Raw genomic sequence first — 15,092 nt, forward strand, 5'->3', positions numbered from 1 at the left:
CGTACCGGATGAGCTAAGGGTCAGGTCCGACCGGCTGAATGGTTAGGCCAGGGCCGAAAACTTTGGAGGCGGAGTAGGAATGGTGGAAAATACCTTAGAGACCGGATAAACCGGGTTTACCGGATTAGCCGGCCCCGAAGAGATGAAAAAGGCAATTGGATCGATAATGGATCTATGTTCAGGATTTTTTTTCTTGAGATGCTGTTGCTGGTCCTCCTGGGCCGGGGGGGCATCCTGTGCAGGATCTCCCAGCGAATCTTCAATAGTTTCCAGTACGACGTGCCGGTGGGTGTGTACCTCACCGTCCTCGTGTGCATGTTGGTAGTAGGAATGTTGAAATTCGGTACTAAACTCTTTCGCCAGGTGGACAACAGCGTGCAGGCCCTCCAACAGTAATCCCTGTACCGAACCGGCCAGGTATGCGGTAAGCAGACCGGTCAGAATAAGGATCTTATATTTTCGGATAGAGGTTACCATTGCATATCGCCGTTTGTAACATATACGATGCAAAGTTGTTTTTGGATCTTCGGATTAATTAAAATCCGTAATTCGCGATCGCAGTGTCATCTGCTCTTGCCGGCGTGCACCCGGGCACCGTGCCGGTTTACTTCCCAAAATCCGCAAATATTTTTTGGGTGTAGGCCAGACCGAGTTGGTGGGCTTCCAGCCCCGTCATCGTTTTCGGGCTGCCCTTTTCAATCGCCTGTTCCAGTACCAGATGCGGTTTTTGTTCGTTGGCAGCGAGTATCCCGGCCAGCTTTTCGTAGTCGATATCACCGGGCCCGAAAGCTTCGGTCCAGATGCCGTTCTTGGACTGGCGGAGGTGCAATTCCACAATGCGATCCTGGTAGAGCTTGACAATATCGAACAGTGCGACCTGGGAATTGCCCGACCCGCGGTAGATCCAGTGGGCATCGAGACACAGTCCGACATTTTCCGGATCGGTACCAAGCATCATATGGTGAAATTCCCGGGCGCTGTTGCGCATCTCGGCGTCGTGATTGTGGTAGGCGAGGCGGAGTCCGGCTGCGCGGAGCCCGGCACCCAGTTCGTTGAGCGCTTTGGCCTGTACCTGCAACTGGGCATCCGTTTTGTCTTCGTCTCCTCCCCAGCGGATGGGATCGGGGTTGGTGACGATGATCTCTACCCCCAGGGCTTTGGCCGTCTGGGCCAGCCGTACGATCGTATCTACATTCTTCTTGGATTCTTCGGGATCGTGCAGGGTCGAGTTCACGTAAATGGAAGGCGACTGCAGTTTGTTTTTACTGAGGAACGGCTGGATCATCCCGATGTCCACGATCGAATTAATAGAAGGTTCAAATCCCGTAAAGCCCGATGCGGCGACCTGCTCCATGGAAGCAGCCAGGTTCTTTTTCCATTCCTTCCCTTCCCGTTCCAGGAAAGTCTGCCAGGGATACTGCTGGCAGGAGATCGGAAGATCGGATAAAGGTTCCGTTTGTTTTTTCGGGAGATCAAAAGAGAGGCCAATAGCGCTCCCCACTACCGCGACATTGCGGAGAAAATAGCGTCGGTTCAACATCATGACGATTATAGGTTTAAGTAATTCCGGAAGATACGATTTTCTGCGATGATCAGGGCAAAGGTCTCCCGATCAGTGTGTATCCCAATTGCACCGGGCACTACGTGATGTGTGGTGCAGTTTAGGATGTATACTCCCGTTCATCCTGATCAATTGAGATACCGGAAACAGTCTCTCAGAGCTTAGGCGGTTTTACTTCAGGATAACCAGTTTTTCAAAATCACTCTCTCCCTTGAGTTTAACTTCTCCGAGGTCCGAGGTCCGCACTTTTATCCGGTAGAGATAAACGCCGCGGGCCAGTCGGTCGCCAAACTCGTCGCGACCATCCCAGGAAATGCAGTTGTCGAGCCGGATAGCACCGTCCGAAATGATCGTCTCCTCCAGGGTTTTGACCAAACGGCCGGATACCGTGTAGATCTGGACCAGAACTTCCAATTGCTGCCCGGACAGGTTGTGGTCAAACTGAAAGCAGGTATTGTCGGTAAACGGGTTGGGATAGTTGAGTACGTGCTCCAGCGCGATCTCGGCCGAGTTGGCTACCACGAATTCAGTATATCCTTCCGAGGAATTGTTGGCAATATCCCAGGCTTTAACCCGGATCTGATGCCGTCCGTTAGGCAGGTCATAGAGCGGGTAGCGCACAATACCCTTCCGGTAATCATCCTCCGCGGCTTCGTAGAAGTCGTTGAGCACATAGGTGTTTTCGGTATCCTCATTGAGGACGCCTTCCAGGTCGTGACCAATACTGTTGCCCACCACATTGATACCATTATCATCGGTAAGCCGGACCAGTAGGGTAGGGTCTTCCCCGGTGATCCCTCCGAAAGCAAAATCTTCGGTATTCATGAATACTTCCACCAGTGGCCCCTGGTCGTCATTGATGCCGTCCGGACTGGTACCACCGATGATGATGCGTTCGTAAGCGCCGTTGGCGTCGAGCATGTTATCCGGATCGGAAGCGTAGTAGCTGATCTTTCCCGGACCGAAGGAGAAGTTGATATCTTTCGGCACCACGAAGGTGAACCGGAATTTACCGTTGGTGACCGACGCTTTACCTTTGAAGATCACGTTTTTGCGTACGCCGAAGTCGTATATGCGGCTGCCGGCATCCTGGCCCAGTGTACGGATATTTAAGCGTTTGTCGAAGATGGTGGTAAAGACCGACCCGTTAAAAGATTCCAGCGGCTGGCCGTTTTGGTCGGCAACGATGCCCTCGATATTCACTTTCTGGAAAGCCCGCAGCGTATCGACGCTCTCCGTAGTGATGGCCTCCCCGTTGATGTTGGTGGTCATGACCTGGTATTCCGGGAGCGGGATCTGGATCGCCGGATCGCCGATCAGGGTAAATTTCCGGGAGTTATTAACGAAAAAACTACTGTTCAGGTCGCTGTTCTTGGCCTGCCGCATGGCCTGCCCCAAAGTCAGGGACCGGCCGTTTTGTTTCTGAAACAGATTGACCATCGTACTGTCGGTGAGCTCGGCATTGGCACTCGCATAAACCGGCCGCGTAGTGGTCATAAGGGCGATTGCACCACCGTCGGGGTTGAGAAAGGCCTCCTCACCGGCGCTGGTAAAAGCCGGATCGTCATAACCAGTGAAGGAGCAGGTAGCCGTTACCAGCAGGATCAGGTTGTCGTAATTCCGCCAGGAACGGATATCCGGAATATCCAGTACTCTTTCCTGTGCCCAACCTTTGGGGCCGCCGTGCCCGAGGTAGGTCATGGCCAGGGTACCTTTAAATATTGCGTTATTCAGCGCTTCGTTGGCCGCCGGGAAACGGTCGCCACCGGAAGAAGAGACCTGCGGATAAGCATCCAGAAAGATCTTATCCACATTGAAATCCGGATGTTGGTTCTGGACACCGTCGGCAATCCGGTTGGCATCGACCGTGTGGCGATTGTTGTCCTCATCATCACCGACGAAGACCAGGCGGTTGCGCCAGTCGCCCAGCACCTGGGGAGAAGTATCGTAATGAATGATCTTATCGACGGCAATCTGAGCGTCGTCCGCTGAGCCTACCGGCAACCGGCCGACGGCTACATTCAGGCGCCCGGCCAGCGGATTATTCGTTTCGTTGGTCAGGATCCCGTAGAAATCATCCGCCGGAAATGCCTGAATGGAGTTGAAAGAGTCTTGTTGGTAAGTGGGAATAAAATTGGTTCCCACGATATCTTCGATGATTCCCCGCGCATCGAACGAGCCGTCGCCGAAGAGCAGGAGATAATCAAATTCCGGGGAGCGTTCGAAAAGCATCAGCGTAAGATCGCGGATCGCGGTCGGATCCTGCCTCCCGGAAGAGAATTCATTGTAAACCTGCTCCGTAGAGGCGATGGCGACCTTCAGGCCGCTGAAGCTTTCCCGATGATCAGCCAGCATTCGCGCCGAAGCCTCGAACTCGGCCGGGTAAACGATCAGCATATTGATATCGGTGCCGAGCGCGTGCAGGTTCTGGTTGGCTACCGGACCTATCGCCTCCGGCGTATGCAGGGCAGCTTCCGGCCGAAAGGCGATGTACTGGTGCAGGGCCGCACCGTTTACGCCAAAGCTGGTTCGGCCGTTGGCGTTACTCACTTCCTGCAATCCGGGTTGCAGCGGATCACTGATGTTCCAGATGGCCAGGTTATTCAGGTTACTGCCATTCAGTTGGTAGGTGGTAGCGGGGTAGTCCAGACTGTTGATGTCCCGGAAATCCATCTGGTCCCCGCTCATGGTCAACTGTCGCCGGGCGTTGACCTCGATGTAATCCAGCCAGCCTTCGCTGGGAGCTCCGCCCGGATGAGGGTATTCCAGCAGAAAATCCAGCTCATCGGAATCGGCCAGGAATTCCTGCTCCAGAATGGCATTGTTGGCGTAATTGGCCAGGTAATCGTTGGCACTGCCGATACTGGTGTTGGTGGCCAGACCACTGTTTTTCTTTTGATTGTTGAGGGTCAGGCTAAAACGGGAAGACTGAGAGGCCCGCAAAGCCATAGCGGCCCGTACCCGTAGTGGTTCACTGGTCACCAGATTGGGGAAGGAGAACAGGTTGTTATAGTTTTTGGTTCGGGCCTCTTTGAAGTAGTCCCCAAACCAGCGTTGCCCCGCACCCGTACGGGTTACGTTCCACTGGTAGAGCAGATTGACCCGCTCTTCCTCGTAGCGATCGTAGTCGTCAAAGGTAGTGGTCGTGTAGGCGCCGCCGGACTCATTCGGTACCGTGGCCAGACGGCGTCCGTTGCTGCCGCCCACCTTTATAAAGTAGTAGTTCTTGGTGTCGTAGACATTTTGTTGCCGGATGAAGATGCGATCTTCTTCGTCAAACCGCCAGGAGTTGGGTCCTTCTCCGTAAAAGAGGAGATAATCGCCGCCGTCAAAGCGTCCGTCCGCTTCTCCCTGGATGTAAATGGCAAGTTCTTCGAGATCGTCCACCCGCTCTTTTTCGATACTGACCGGCACCATACCCCCTCCCTGACCCAATACCTGGATCGTTTTGGGATCGATGTTGTCGAGATTAATACCCAGCTGATCTTTTAAAAAACCGTAGGTGAGTTTGTGGATGCCGGTTTCGGTAACGGCGATCTTGTAAATACTGCCGTCGCGCAGCGCCGAACTGGTTTTAAATTCCGGCCCCCGGGATACCCCCCGGGCATTGGGTCGCCAGCTGACGGATAATTCAACATCGGTAAGCTTCCGGTAGCGGTCTCCCGTACGCACGATAGGCACGAATTCGACAACGGCGAAGAATCCGTTGCGGTCCCGGTCGATCCGGGTGAAAAAGCGGAGTTCGGAATCGATCAGTTCATCACCGGGGCCGGCCTCGCGGTCCAGATCGGCATAACTGGCCCGCACGACGTTGACGTCCAGTTGGCCGGGGCCGGGTACCTGCTGACTGTGGAGGAAGATGGCAACATCGGGATACTGTTCGCCGGTAATGCCTCCTTTGAATTTCCACAACTCCTGGCGGGCCGAACCCGACTGGATCACCTCCGGTTGCGCGGCCCATTCCAGTTGCCGGCTGATCGTATAGGAAGTCTGGGCGGAGAGGCCGACGGACCCCACCAACAGAGTTATTGCGCAAAGAAAGAGTAGTACTGATTGCCTCATGAACGCCTGAATATTTATACTGAGTTGGGAGAACCGATGACGTGCCGGCACTTACTTCCGGCCACTATCCCATCCGCGAAGATGCCCGCTGATCCACTGCTTTTGTCACCCGAAAAACCTCAACTCCTAATTTTAATTTTTTCTGCAATTTGAACCCCAATCAGAACGTTAGGATAAAACTCCTATTGCTTCTGGTAAAAGCCGTCCTGGCAAAAAGTCTTGTATTTAACAGTTTTTGATTGGGGGGATATACGCATAAAATAATACTTTTGATCTCGACTTCTATACAAAAGTACGGGATTGAGGGATACCATGGACATTAAATTTAAAGCTGTTGCAACAGCTTCTCAGCTACATATCCAAATATGAAGAGCAGTGTAAAAATTTTTACTTTATTGATATTCCTGGTGGGGACACAGTTGACTACAATGGCTCAGGACCCGGTCTTTAGCCAGTTTTTCGCCGCTCCCCTTCAATTGAATCCGGCTTTTACCGGTACCAGTTTTGCACCCCGGATCACCTTTAATTACCGCAATCAATACGCCAACTGGCTGGGTGGTGCGGCGTATTCGACCTACGCCGTGGCCTACGAGCAGCCGGTGGAAGCACTGAACAGCGGTTTCGGTCTGATGCTGATCGGCGATAGCGCCGGTCAGGGGATCTATAAGACCAACCGGGCGAGTGCCTTTTACAGCTACCAGGTACGCATGAACGACGACTTTGCCGTCAAGTTCGGGGTACAGGCCGGGCTGATCCAGACCCGCATCAACTGGGAGCGGCTGCTTTTCGGCGATCAGATCGACCCCATCAACGGGCCGGTCGGGCCGGACGGATCGGTGGATCCCTCGGCGGAGCAACGCCCCGATCAACTGACCAAAACCAGCTTTGATGTATCGGCGGGAATGCTGGTTTACAAGGGGGCTTTTTACGGCGGTGTGTCCCTCAAACACCTCAGCACACCGGATGAAAGTATCCTCGGTTTGAACCAAAATCTGAGTGCCGGATTGCCCATGCGAATGACTGTACACGCCGGTGCAGAAATTCCACTCTTAAGAGGCAATAATCTATCGGCACCCACGTTTATATCCCCGAATCTCATGTTTGTCAAACAGGGAGAATTCGGTCAGATCGATGCGGGTGCGTATGCAGGATTTGGAAAAATTTTTGCAGGTTCCTGGTATCGCCACACTTTTTCTAATCCGGATGCCGTTATTGTAATGATCGGCTACCGGGAAGGCGTACTTCGAATCGGCTATTCCTACGATCAGACAATATCGCGCCTGGCAGCAGCGCCGGGTGGTACGGGTGGAACCCACGAGATCTCGATCACGATCAACTTTGAAGACAGTTACGATCTGAAACGCAAGAGACGCTCCGCCCGCTACAACGATTGTTTCAATATGTTTAGGTAAAACAGTGTGGTATTTGACTATATTTGCTGGTCATTCTCAAAATCAAATTGAAGAAAAGTAATGAAAAATCTGTTGAAGCTCAGTGCCATTCTAGTGGTATCGACCCTAGTGATGACCTCCTGCGCCAAGAAAGAGCGTTCAGACGTCACGGGTTGGAAATTGAACGATACCAAATGGGGTGGTTTTGAAAAATTAGATTACGAAGGTCAGATCACGGGCCCTAATCTGGTTTTGATCGAAGGTGGTACATTCACCATGGGTCTTACCGGTCAGGATGTGACCTACGAATGGAACAACAACCCGCGCCGGGTAACCGTATCGTCTTTCTACATGGACGAAACGGAGGTTTCCAACCACAACTACCGGGAATACCTGTACTGGTTGGACCGCGTATTTGGTGAAACCTATCCTGAGGTCTTCCTCGATGCCCTTCCCGATACGCTGGTATGGCGCGAAGAATTGGGCTTCAACGAACCTTTAGTAGAAACATACTTCCGTCACCCCGCTTACGATGATTATCCCGTAGTTGGGGTTTCCTGGGTACAATCCAATGATTTCGCTCGCTGGCGTACCGACCGGGTGAACGAAATGTTGCTGATCGAAAAGGGTATCCTTAACCCGAACCCGGAGCAAAAAGACGAAGACAACTTTAATACGGAATCCTATCTGGTAGGTCAGTACGAAGGTAACGTACGGAAAAACCTGAAAGACTTCAAGACCGGTGGCGAGCGCCGCGTACGTTTTGAAGACGGTATCATGCTGCCGGAATACCGACTGCCGACGGAGGCAGAGTGGGAATACGCCGCACTGGCCCTGCAGGGTAACCAGGCTTCCGAAAAAGACGAATTGATCACAGACCGCCGGATCTATCCCTGGAATGGTAACACCGTTCGCTACCAGCGCCGGGATAAGAACCAAGGTAACATCCTGGCCAACTTCAAACGGTCACGTGGTGACTATATGGGTATGGCCGGTAAGCTGAACGATAATGCTTGCCCCACCGCACCGGTAAGAGCCTACCTGCCTAACGATTTCGGTCTGTACAACATGGCCGGTAACGTGAACGAATGGGTACTGGACCTTTACCGCCCACTGACCAGCCAAACACTGAGCGATTCTGAGAACCACGACTGGAACCCATACCGGGGTAACCGCTTCCGCCAAAAGGTACTGGATGAGAATGGAGTACCGGTAGAAAAGGACAGCCTTGGTCGTCTGCGCTACCGCTACGTAGAGGATGATGAAGCTGCCAACCGCGATAACTACAAAGTGGGTCAGCCGTTCAACTACCTGGATGGTGACAAGCAATCTCAGGCTTACTACGACTACGGTGTGCACACCCTGATCAGTGACAAAGCCCGCGTTTACAAGGGTGGCTCCTGGGCAGACCGTGCCTACTGGCTGTCGCCGGGTACCCGCCGCTTCCTGGATGAAGACAAATCTTCCAGAACGATCGGTTTCCGCTGCGCAATGATCCGTGTGGGTGCTCCTTCCGGTAACGACGAAGTGAGTGGTCACAACTACAAAACGAAAAGAAAGAGAAGAGACGATAGAAGATTCAAATAAGTCGTTTCTGATATCAATAGCAAAAAGCCCGCTGCATTCAGTTGCAGCGGGCTTTTTGTTTTAGCCCTGCGTCCGTTGGGAGCCGGTTTGGCATACAGGCACCGGCAGGACGGCAACTGCCGTTTTTTCTCTACATTGGTAAGCAAGTGCGAAGGGCCTGGTGATCATTTTGTGCCCTTGGATCAAGGATCCTGCTGCTGTGTTTTTTGGTACAGGATCACCAAAATACAGGAGGAATAAACTCTTTCCATGTGCCGGTGTTTTAGCCTTTTGGGCTGTAGGTGTTTATAATTTCGGTTTTATGTCCGATATTTCGGTGACGGAAGGAAAGCCCCAGATTGTGGTGATTCGGAGAGGAGCACTGGATTTTACTTCGTTTAGTCAGCAATCGTTCGACCGGAAGTGTGAATCATCAATCGTCTTTAGATAGAGCGGATAACGATCTCAAACTAAAGTTTGTAGAGTAAAAGAAAATTGGTTTTTAGAAAGTTGAATTGCACATAAATGCCTCAATTCATAGCTACTTAAGCACTCCCTGGTCTTAAAAAACTGCGCGACCAACTTAATCAGGTATAGTCACATTAGTAAATTAGTAAAAACCGGTAGCGGTCATAAATTCGCCCGGACCGGATGATGCCATGCAATGACGGGAGATGGAGCAAAGCAGCGTTATGTTGCCGGCCGACGATCTCTTAGTCCATGACTACCGTATTTTCCCCTTGCAAGACAATTTGCTGTTTGTAATTTTTAGATGAGACTTGATAAATTTTGATTTCTTGAATAAGGCAATTGATCATTTAGAAGGGTTATACCGCGATTTTTTCGCAAAAATGGAGCAGGGTTTCTGTATCCTGGATCTGATATTTGATCGGGATGGAAAGCCGGTAGACTATCGATTTTTGGCGGCTAATCCGGCCTTCAAGGACCAAAGCGGTCTGTCCTATCCCGTGGGAAAAACGATCAAGGAACTGGTCCCGAATATTGAAGAGAAATGGGTAGAGCGTTACGGTCATATTGCGCTCTCGGGGGAGTCCATGCAGTTTATTGAGGGATCCGAAGCCCTGGGGCGCTGGTTTGAAGTATCCGCTTACCGCCTGGGAGATGAGGATAGCCGTAAAGTCGCGCTGATCTTTACCGATATTACCATGCGAAAAAAGCAGGAATCGGAGTTGTGGCAACTGAAAGATCAATTGTCAAATATTGTAGATAATGCCGGTAGCGGATTAATGCTATTCGATTCAAAAGGCCACGTACTACAAGCCAATCATCTGGCCGCAATGTACCAGGGATACCAGTCCAGAGAAGAGTTGCTGAATATCTCCATGATCCAGAATAGCCGGCGTTTCTACGAAAAATTCGATGTGCTCGATGAGAACGGAGAACCCTTTAATCCCGACGACTCCCCGGTAAAGCGTGCCTTCTTTGGAGAAGAAAATCCACAGGTGACGATCATCCAGATCGACCGGACCACCGGAAAAAAACGCTGGTTTCTGGCCCGAAGCCGTCGGATCGAGGTGACGCCGGATGATATCCAGATCCTTTTCATCATCAACGATATCAGTCTACAGAAGAAACACCAGCAGGTGGAAGCCAGTCTGTTGGCCACCGAGAACCGGTTCCGGCACATGGCCGATAATATTTCCCAGCTGGCCTGGATGACGGATGAAAAGGGATCGATCTTCTGGTATAATGAGCGCTGGTTCAGCTATACCGGCACCACGCTGGACGAAATGAAAGGCTGGGGCTGGACCAAAGTGCATCATCCGGATCACGTCAATCGGGTAGTTAAAAAGATCAATCGGTGCTTTGCGGAGGGACGAAATTGGGAGGATACCTTCCCCCTGCGCAGCCGGAACGGCGAATACCGCTGGTTCCTTTCCCGGGCAGTGGTCATCCGCAATGTACGCGGCGAGATCACCAATTGGTTCGGTACGAATACGGATATTACCGATCAGTTGCAGGCCAGCGAAAAGCTTAGCTACCAGAAAGGTTTGCTGGAAGCGCAGCACAAAACCTCCCCGATGGGTATCCTGGTGGTGGATCCGGATCAGCGGATCCTGATGTACAACCAGCGGTTCGAAGAGATCCACCGGCTGGACGGGACGGTAGATCTGGTGGGCAAACACGAGAGCCTGTTGCGGGAGCTTACCCGCAGATTGTTCAAGGACAGATCCCGCCCCGAATCTACTCTGGAAAAGATCTATTCCACCCGAGCCCAAAGTCACGATAAAATGTACTTTAAAGACGGCCGGATCATTGAGTGGTTCGGTGCACCCGTCCTGGGAGAAAAGGGGGAATACTTCGGGTATGCCTTTTCCTACATTGACGTGACCGAACAGGAGAACCTACTGCGCCAGAAAGATGAATTCCTGGCCGTGGCCAGTCATGAGCTCAAGACGCCGGTTACCAGTATTCTGGCTTATACGCAGTTGTTGCAGCGGCAGTTCGAAAACTCGGACGATCTGCTGACCTACCAGATGCTGACGAAGATCAATCAACAGATCAACCGCCTGACCGTACTCATCAACGACCTGCTGGACGCTACCAAGATCGAACAGGGGAAACTCAGTTTGCGCAAGGAAGAGTTTGATTTTAATGAAATGGTCCAGGAAATGGTTGAGGAGGTGCAACGGATTTCTTCCAGTCATAAGATTTCGATCCGGTCGGAGGAAAACCGTTCCGTTTTTGCGGACCGGGATCGCCTTGGGCAGGTCGTTATCAACTTTCTTACCAACGCCATAAAGTATTCCCCGCAGGCCGACCGGGTGGATGTCGCCATCGAATACATGCCGGACAAAGTCCGCCTGTCGGTTACGGATTACGGTATGGGCCTCAGTGAAAAGGACGCCCAGATGGTTTTTGAGCGTTTCTTCCGCGTAGAAGGAAAAGATCGGGAGACCTTTTCCGGGCTGGGGCTGGGCCTCTTCATCTCTTCGGAGATCGTACAGCGGCACGGTGGTAAAATAGGGGTAGATAGTACTTTTGGCGAGGGCTCCTGCTTCTACTTTTTGTTGCCTCTTGGCTAAATTGACAAAAAATACACTACATTATATATGTACACACCCGGACCTTGTGATATTTTCCAATAAACAAATAGCCGGTAGGCCGGGTTACATTGATCATTGTGATCGCCGACCACAATGGCCTCCGTTCCGGGATTATTTTTCTCCACTGTACAGGTCGATCGCTCCGTCTGCAGGAGATCACAGCAGTATGGATGGCTATTCGAAACACTATTGAACAATCGGTTTAACGCTCTTAATCTATGGCTGCTAAAAAGAAAATTATAATTGCTGATGATGATGCGGATATACTGGAGGTAACCAAGATCATACTGGAAGGATACGGTGGCTACGAGGTCGTGGTGATCGACCGGGGAGACGAATTGCTGAAACTGCAAGCCCCCATGCCGGACCTGATCCTGCTGGATCTCTGGATGTCCGGCTCCAACGGGGAAGAGATCTGCCGCCAGTTAAAAAATAATGAATCGACCAGTTCTATTCCCATAATTATTTTTTCCGCCAATCGAGAACTGAAAGGCATTGCGGATGCCTGCGGGGCGAATGATTACCTGGCGAAACCCTACCAGATGGATGGTCTACTGGAGAAAATTGCCAGCTGGATCTAGGGAATTATCCACGGCCGAAACTCAGTCGGCCTCCACTGCTACCGTTGTAAAATCAAACTTGCTCACATCGAACAGACCAAGATCTGTGATCTTCAGATCGGGGATCACCGGCAGCGCGAGAAAAGACAGCACCATAAAAGGAGCCTGCAGACCACCCGATAGTTCGGATTTTACCCATTCGTCAATCGCGCTGTACTGCCGGGCCAGGGTATATCCATCTTCCGGGCTCATCAGCCCGGCAATCGGCAGCGGCAATACCCGAACCTCCGACTCGTCATCTACGGCACTGACTCCGCCCTGCGCTTCGATCACGGCATTTACCGCCCGACAGAGGGCAATATCATTCGTACCTACGGCTACGATATTGTGAGAATCATGCGCTACGCTGGAGGCAATGGCACCGGTTTGTAAACCGAAACCGTGGACCAGGCCGAGGGCTACCGGAGCCCGTTCGGTATAGCGGTTTACTACGGCTATCTTTAGAATATCCCGGCTGGTATCGGGTTCCAGCCGGCCGTTTATGGTCTGTAAGGTCTCTTCCCGGCTTTCGGTTACGATCTGTCCGTCCAGGGCTCCAATGATCCGGCACCGGGCGGTGGGCTGGTCGCAGGGTAGTGCAAAATCCTCCGGGCGACGTACCCGGGCTTTAAAGTGATTCAGGACCTTCCCGGTCTTCCTTGGAATAAGCGTTTTGCCATCTTTTGCTACGCATTGTCCGTCCAGCCAGGTTTCCCGCACGTGGAAGTCCTGGAGGTCCTGAACGATGATAAAATCGGCCGGATCGCCGACTTTGAGTTGGCCGACGGGCAAGCTGTAGTGGGCTACCGGATGGACACAGGCCGCCCGCAGTACGTCGAACAGATCACATCCTCGGCCGACTGCCCGGGCAACCAGTTGGTTGATGTGTCCCCGGATGAGATCGTCCGGATGTTTGTCATCACTGCAGAACATGATCTGTTCCGGGAATTCGTTGATGAGTGGCCACAGGGCTGCAAAATTGCGGGCCGCACTGCCTTCCCGGATCAGGATCTTCACCCCCAGCCTGGCCTTTTCCAGTCCTTCTTCGTAGGTGAAACATTCGTGGTCCGTCGTAATGCCGGCCCCGAAGTATTGTACGGCACCTTCACCCCTCAGACCCGGTGCGTGCCCGTCGATCGGTTTGTGCAGACGTTTGGCGGTAGCGATCTTGGCCATCACTTCCGGATCCTGCTGCAGGACCCCCGGAAAGTTCATCATTTCCGACAGGTACGCGATCTCCGGATGTTGTAATAATTCAGCTACCGCCCGGGCATCGATGGTGGCACCGGCAGTTTCAAAACCGGTAGCCGGCACACAGGAAGGAGCGCCGATGCAAAATTTGAACGGTACCTTACGTGCCTCCTCCAGCATATAGTGGACCCCTTCTACGCCCAGGACGTTGGCAATCTCGTGGGGATCCGAGACCGTAGCGACCGTTCCGTGGACGACCGCCAGGCGGGCAAATTCCGCGGGCGGCAACATGCTGCTTTCGATATGCACATGAGCGTCGACAAAACCGGGCAGCAGGTATCCGGCACCTTCTACCGGCCTTTCCAGCCTTTCGATGCTACTGATCCGGTCGCCCTCTACACGCACGCGGGCGGGATAGATCGTTCTTTGTTCCAGGTCGACGAGCTGTATTTGTAATTGCATCATTTAAATTCGGATAAAGATCTTCTTCTTATACAGGAAATAGCACAGATACCACATCACACCCAAGGCCAGAAAGCTATTGAAAATAGCTATCCAGGCTTCACTGAATCCGATCGGCGCCAGAAAGCCATTGGCGAAGATCATGGTCTTTTTGGTCAGCCACTGGTGTCCGATCGTCTCGGCGAAGAGATAGATGAAAATGGGATTCATACCCACTATAATGAACGTCCGGGCCCAGTCCTTATGGCCCTTGATATCGACAAACCAGTAAAAAAAGGCCAGTACGAGCAGACACCAGCCCCCGGATGCAAATACGAAGGAAGTGGTGGCGATGCGCTTAATGATCGGCGTTACTGCGGAAAAGTGCATGCCGTAACCGATGAACAGACCGATCGCTCCGGCGATAAGCAATGGTTTGACCGGATCCATTGAAGGGGCGGCCGGTGCCGATTGCTCCTTTCCTTCTATTTTGTTTTTACCTGACGGCGAAATATCGGAAAGTAAAAGTTTACCACAGATCGCGCCCCAGATCGTATGGGCCGCAGTTGGCAGGCAGTTGATCGTCACCCAGCCGCCTCCGGGATTGATCTTACCCATCAGGATCATATCCATATACGAACCGAAATTCTCATCCTTCACGAAAGGAGCGGCCGGGTCGTAGGTGCGGTACAATAATTCAGTGAGCAGGAGCAGTCCGATCGATACCGCCAATTGGGTTTGCCATTTGAGCCGCATCAGCAGGAAGGTCACCAGAATGGTAAAGGATAACTGGGTGAGTACATTCCAGAGTTCCCAGACGATCCGGTCGCGGTAGATGCAGTGCAGACCCACACCGAACAGCAGCAGCAGAAAACAACGGATCAGAATATGCCGGAAGGCTTCCGACCAGGTATCACCGCGTTTGAGCCGCGCGCGCAGGGAAAACGGCATCGCCACCCCTACGATGAACATGAAAAACGGCTGGATGAGATCCCAGAACCGCAGACCGGCCCAGGGATGGTGGTGGAACTGACGAATGATATGTCCGCCGAGGCTCTCTTCCGAAAAGTAGCCGCTGAAGGCCGCGTAAACGCCGGCCGCTTCGGCAACGAGTAAAAACATAGTGATGCCCCGGTAGGTGTCCAGCGAAGTGAGGCGGTTGCTTGGTAATGGTTGGCTCATGTTGTTTTGATGTTTAGTAGTATTGAGGTTC

At 52.3% G+C, this 15,092-nt stretch carries 9 protein-coding genes; 4 read left to right on the forward strand and 5 right to left on the reverse strand.

Going from position 1 to position 15,092, the window contains the following annotated elements; genetic code table 11:
* Positions 1-42: 42 nt before the first annotated feature.
* The 3 genes from CRP01_RS07605 to porU form a co-directional block, all read right to left on the reverse strand.
* Entirely contained in the window at positions 43-477 is a 435-nt protein-coding gene (locus tag CRP01_RS07605) for a hypothetical protein (protein ID WP_099149428.1), read from the reverse strand.
* Positions 478-604: 127 nt separating this feature from the next.
* Positions 605-1,543 (reverse strand): sugar phosphate isomerase/epimerase family protein, encoded by a 939-nt coding sequence (locus CRP01_RS07610; RefSeq protein WP_099149429.1) that lies wholly within the window; start codon positions 1,541-1,543, stop codon positions 605-607.
* Between the two features lie 189 nt (positions 1,544-1,732).
* The gene (porU, locus tag CRP01_RS07615) at positions 1,733-5,623 is read right to left on the reverse strand and encodes a type IX secretion system sortase PorU (RefSeq protein ID WP_099149430.1); all 3,891 of its coding nucleotides are present in this window, start codon (positions 5,621-5,623) and stop codon (positions 1,733-1,735) included.
* Positions 5,624-5,988: 365 nt separating this feature from the next.
* Here porU and CRP01_RS07620 point away from each other — a divergent pair, with 365 nt between their 5' ends.
* The 4 genes from CRP01_RS07620 to CRP01_RS07635 all read left to right on the forward strand — a co-directional run bounded on the left by CRP01_RS07620 (position 5,989) and on the right by CRP01_RS07635 (position 12,229).
* On the forward strand, positions 5,989-7,035 hold the full coding sequence (locus CRP01_RS07620; RefSeq protein WP_099149431.1) for a PorP/SprF family type IX secretion system membrane protein: 1,047 nt from the start codon (positions 5,989-5,991) through the stop codon (positions 7,033-7,035).
* Positions 7,036-7,095: 60 nt separating this feature from the next.
* Positions 7,096-8,601 (forward strand): SUMF1/EgtB/PvdO family nonheme iron enzyme, encoded by a 1,506-nt coding sequence (locus CRP01_RS07625; protein WP_099149432.1) that lies wholly within the window; start codon positions 7,096-7,098, stop codon positions 8,599-8,601.
* Positions 8,602-9,377: 776 nt separating this feature from the next.
* The gene (locus CRP01_RS07630; protein ID WP_143473308.1) at positions 9,378-11,627 is read left to right on the forward strand and encodes a PAS domain-containing sensor histidine kinase; all 2,250 of its coding nucleotides are present in this window, start codon (positions 9,378-9,380) and stop codon (positions 11,625-11,627) included.
* Positions 11,628-11,866: 239 nt separating this feature from the next.
* Positions 11,867-12,229 carry a response regulator gene (locus tag CRP01_RS07635; RefSeq protein WP_099149434.1) on the forward strand — a complete coding sequence of 121 codons (363 nt, stop codon included), beginning with the start codon at positions 11,867-11,869 and terminating at the stop codon, positions 12,227-12,229.
* A 21-nt stretch (positions 12,230-12,250) separates the two neighbouring features.
* Here CRP01_RS07635 and ade read toward each other — a convergent pair whose 3' ends face one another.
* Positions 12,251-13,903: an adenine deaminase gene (gene ade, locus CRP01_RS07640; RefSeq protein ID WP_233752647.1), complete on the reverse strand. Its 1,653-nt coding sequence runs from the start codon at positions 13,901-13,903 to the stop codon at positions 12,251-12,253.
* Positions 13,904-15,061: an acyltransferase family protein gene (locus CRP01_RS07645; protein ID WP_099149436.1), complete on the reverse strand. Its 1,158-nt coding sequence runs from the start codon at positions 15,059-15,061 to the stop codon at positions 13,904-13,906. It abuts the gene before it with no gap.
* Between the last annotated feature and the right edge of the window lie 31 nt (positions 15,062-15,092).

This window comes from Flavilitoribacter nigricans DSM 23189 = NBRC 102662 (genome assembly GCF_002646595.1).
GTDB classification, from domain to species: Bacteria; Bacteroidota; Bacteroidia; order Chitinophagales; family Saprospiraceae; genus Flavilitoribacter; species Flavilitoribacter nigricans.

Bases quoted from the DNA above. Each gene is read 5' to 3' on its own strand.
- CRP01_RS07605 (WP_099149428.1), bottom strand. From the start codon at position 477: ATGGTAACCTCTATCCGAAAATATAAGATCCTTATTCTGACCGGTCTG.
- CRP01_RS07620 (WP_099149431.1), top strand. From the start codon at position 5,989: ATGAAGAGCAGTGTAAAAATTTTTACTTTATTGATATTCCTGGTGGGG.
- CRP01_RS07610 (WP_099149429.1), bottom strand. From the start codon at position 1,543: ATGATGTTGAACCGACGCTATTTTCTCCGCAATGTCGCGGTAGTGGGG.
- CRP01_RS07635 (WP_099149434.1), top strand. From the start codon at position 11,867: ATGGCTGCTAAAAAGAAAATTATAATTGCTGATGATGATGCGGATATA.
- CRP01_RS07645 (WP_099149436.1), bottom strand. From the start codon at position 15,061: ATGAGCCAACCATTACCAAGCAACCGCCTCACTTCGCTGGACACCTAC.
- CRP01_RS07625 (WP_099149432.1), top strand. From the start codon at position 7,096: ATGAAAAATCTGTTGAAGCTCAGTGCCATTCTAGTGGTATCGACCCTA.
- ade (WP_233752647.1), bottom strand. From the start codon at position 13,903: ATGATGCAATTACAAATACAGCTCGTCGACCTGGAACAAAGAACGATC.
- porU (WP_099149430.1), bottom strand. From the start codon at position 5,623: ATGAGGCAATCAGTACTACTCTTTCTTTGCGCAATAACTCTGTTGGTG.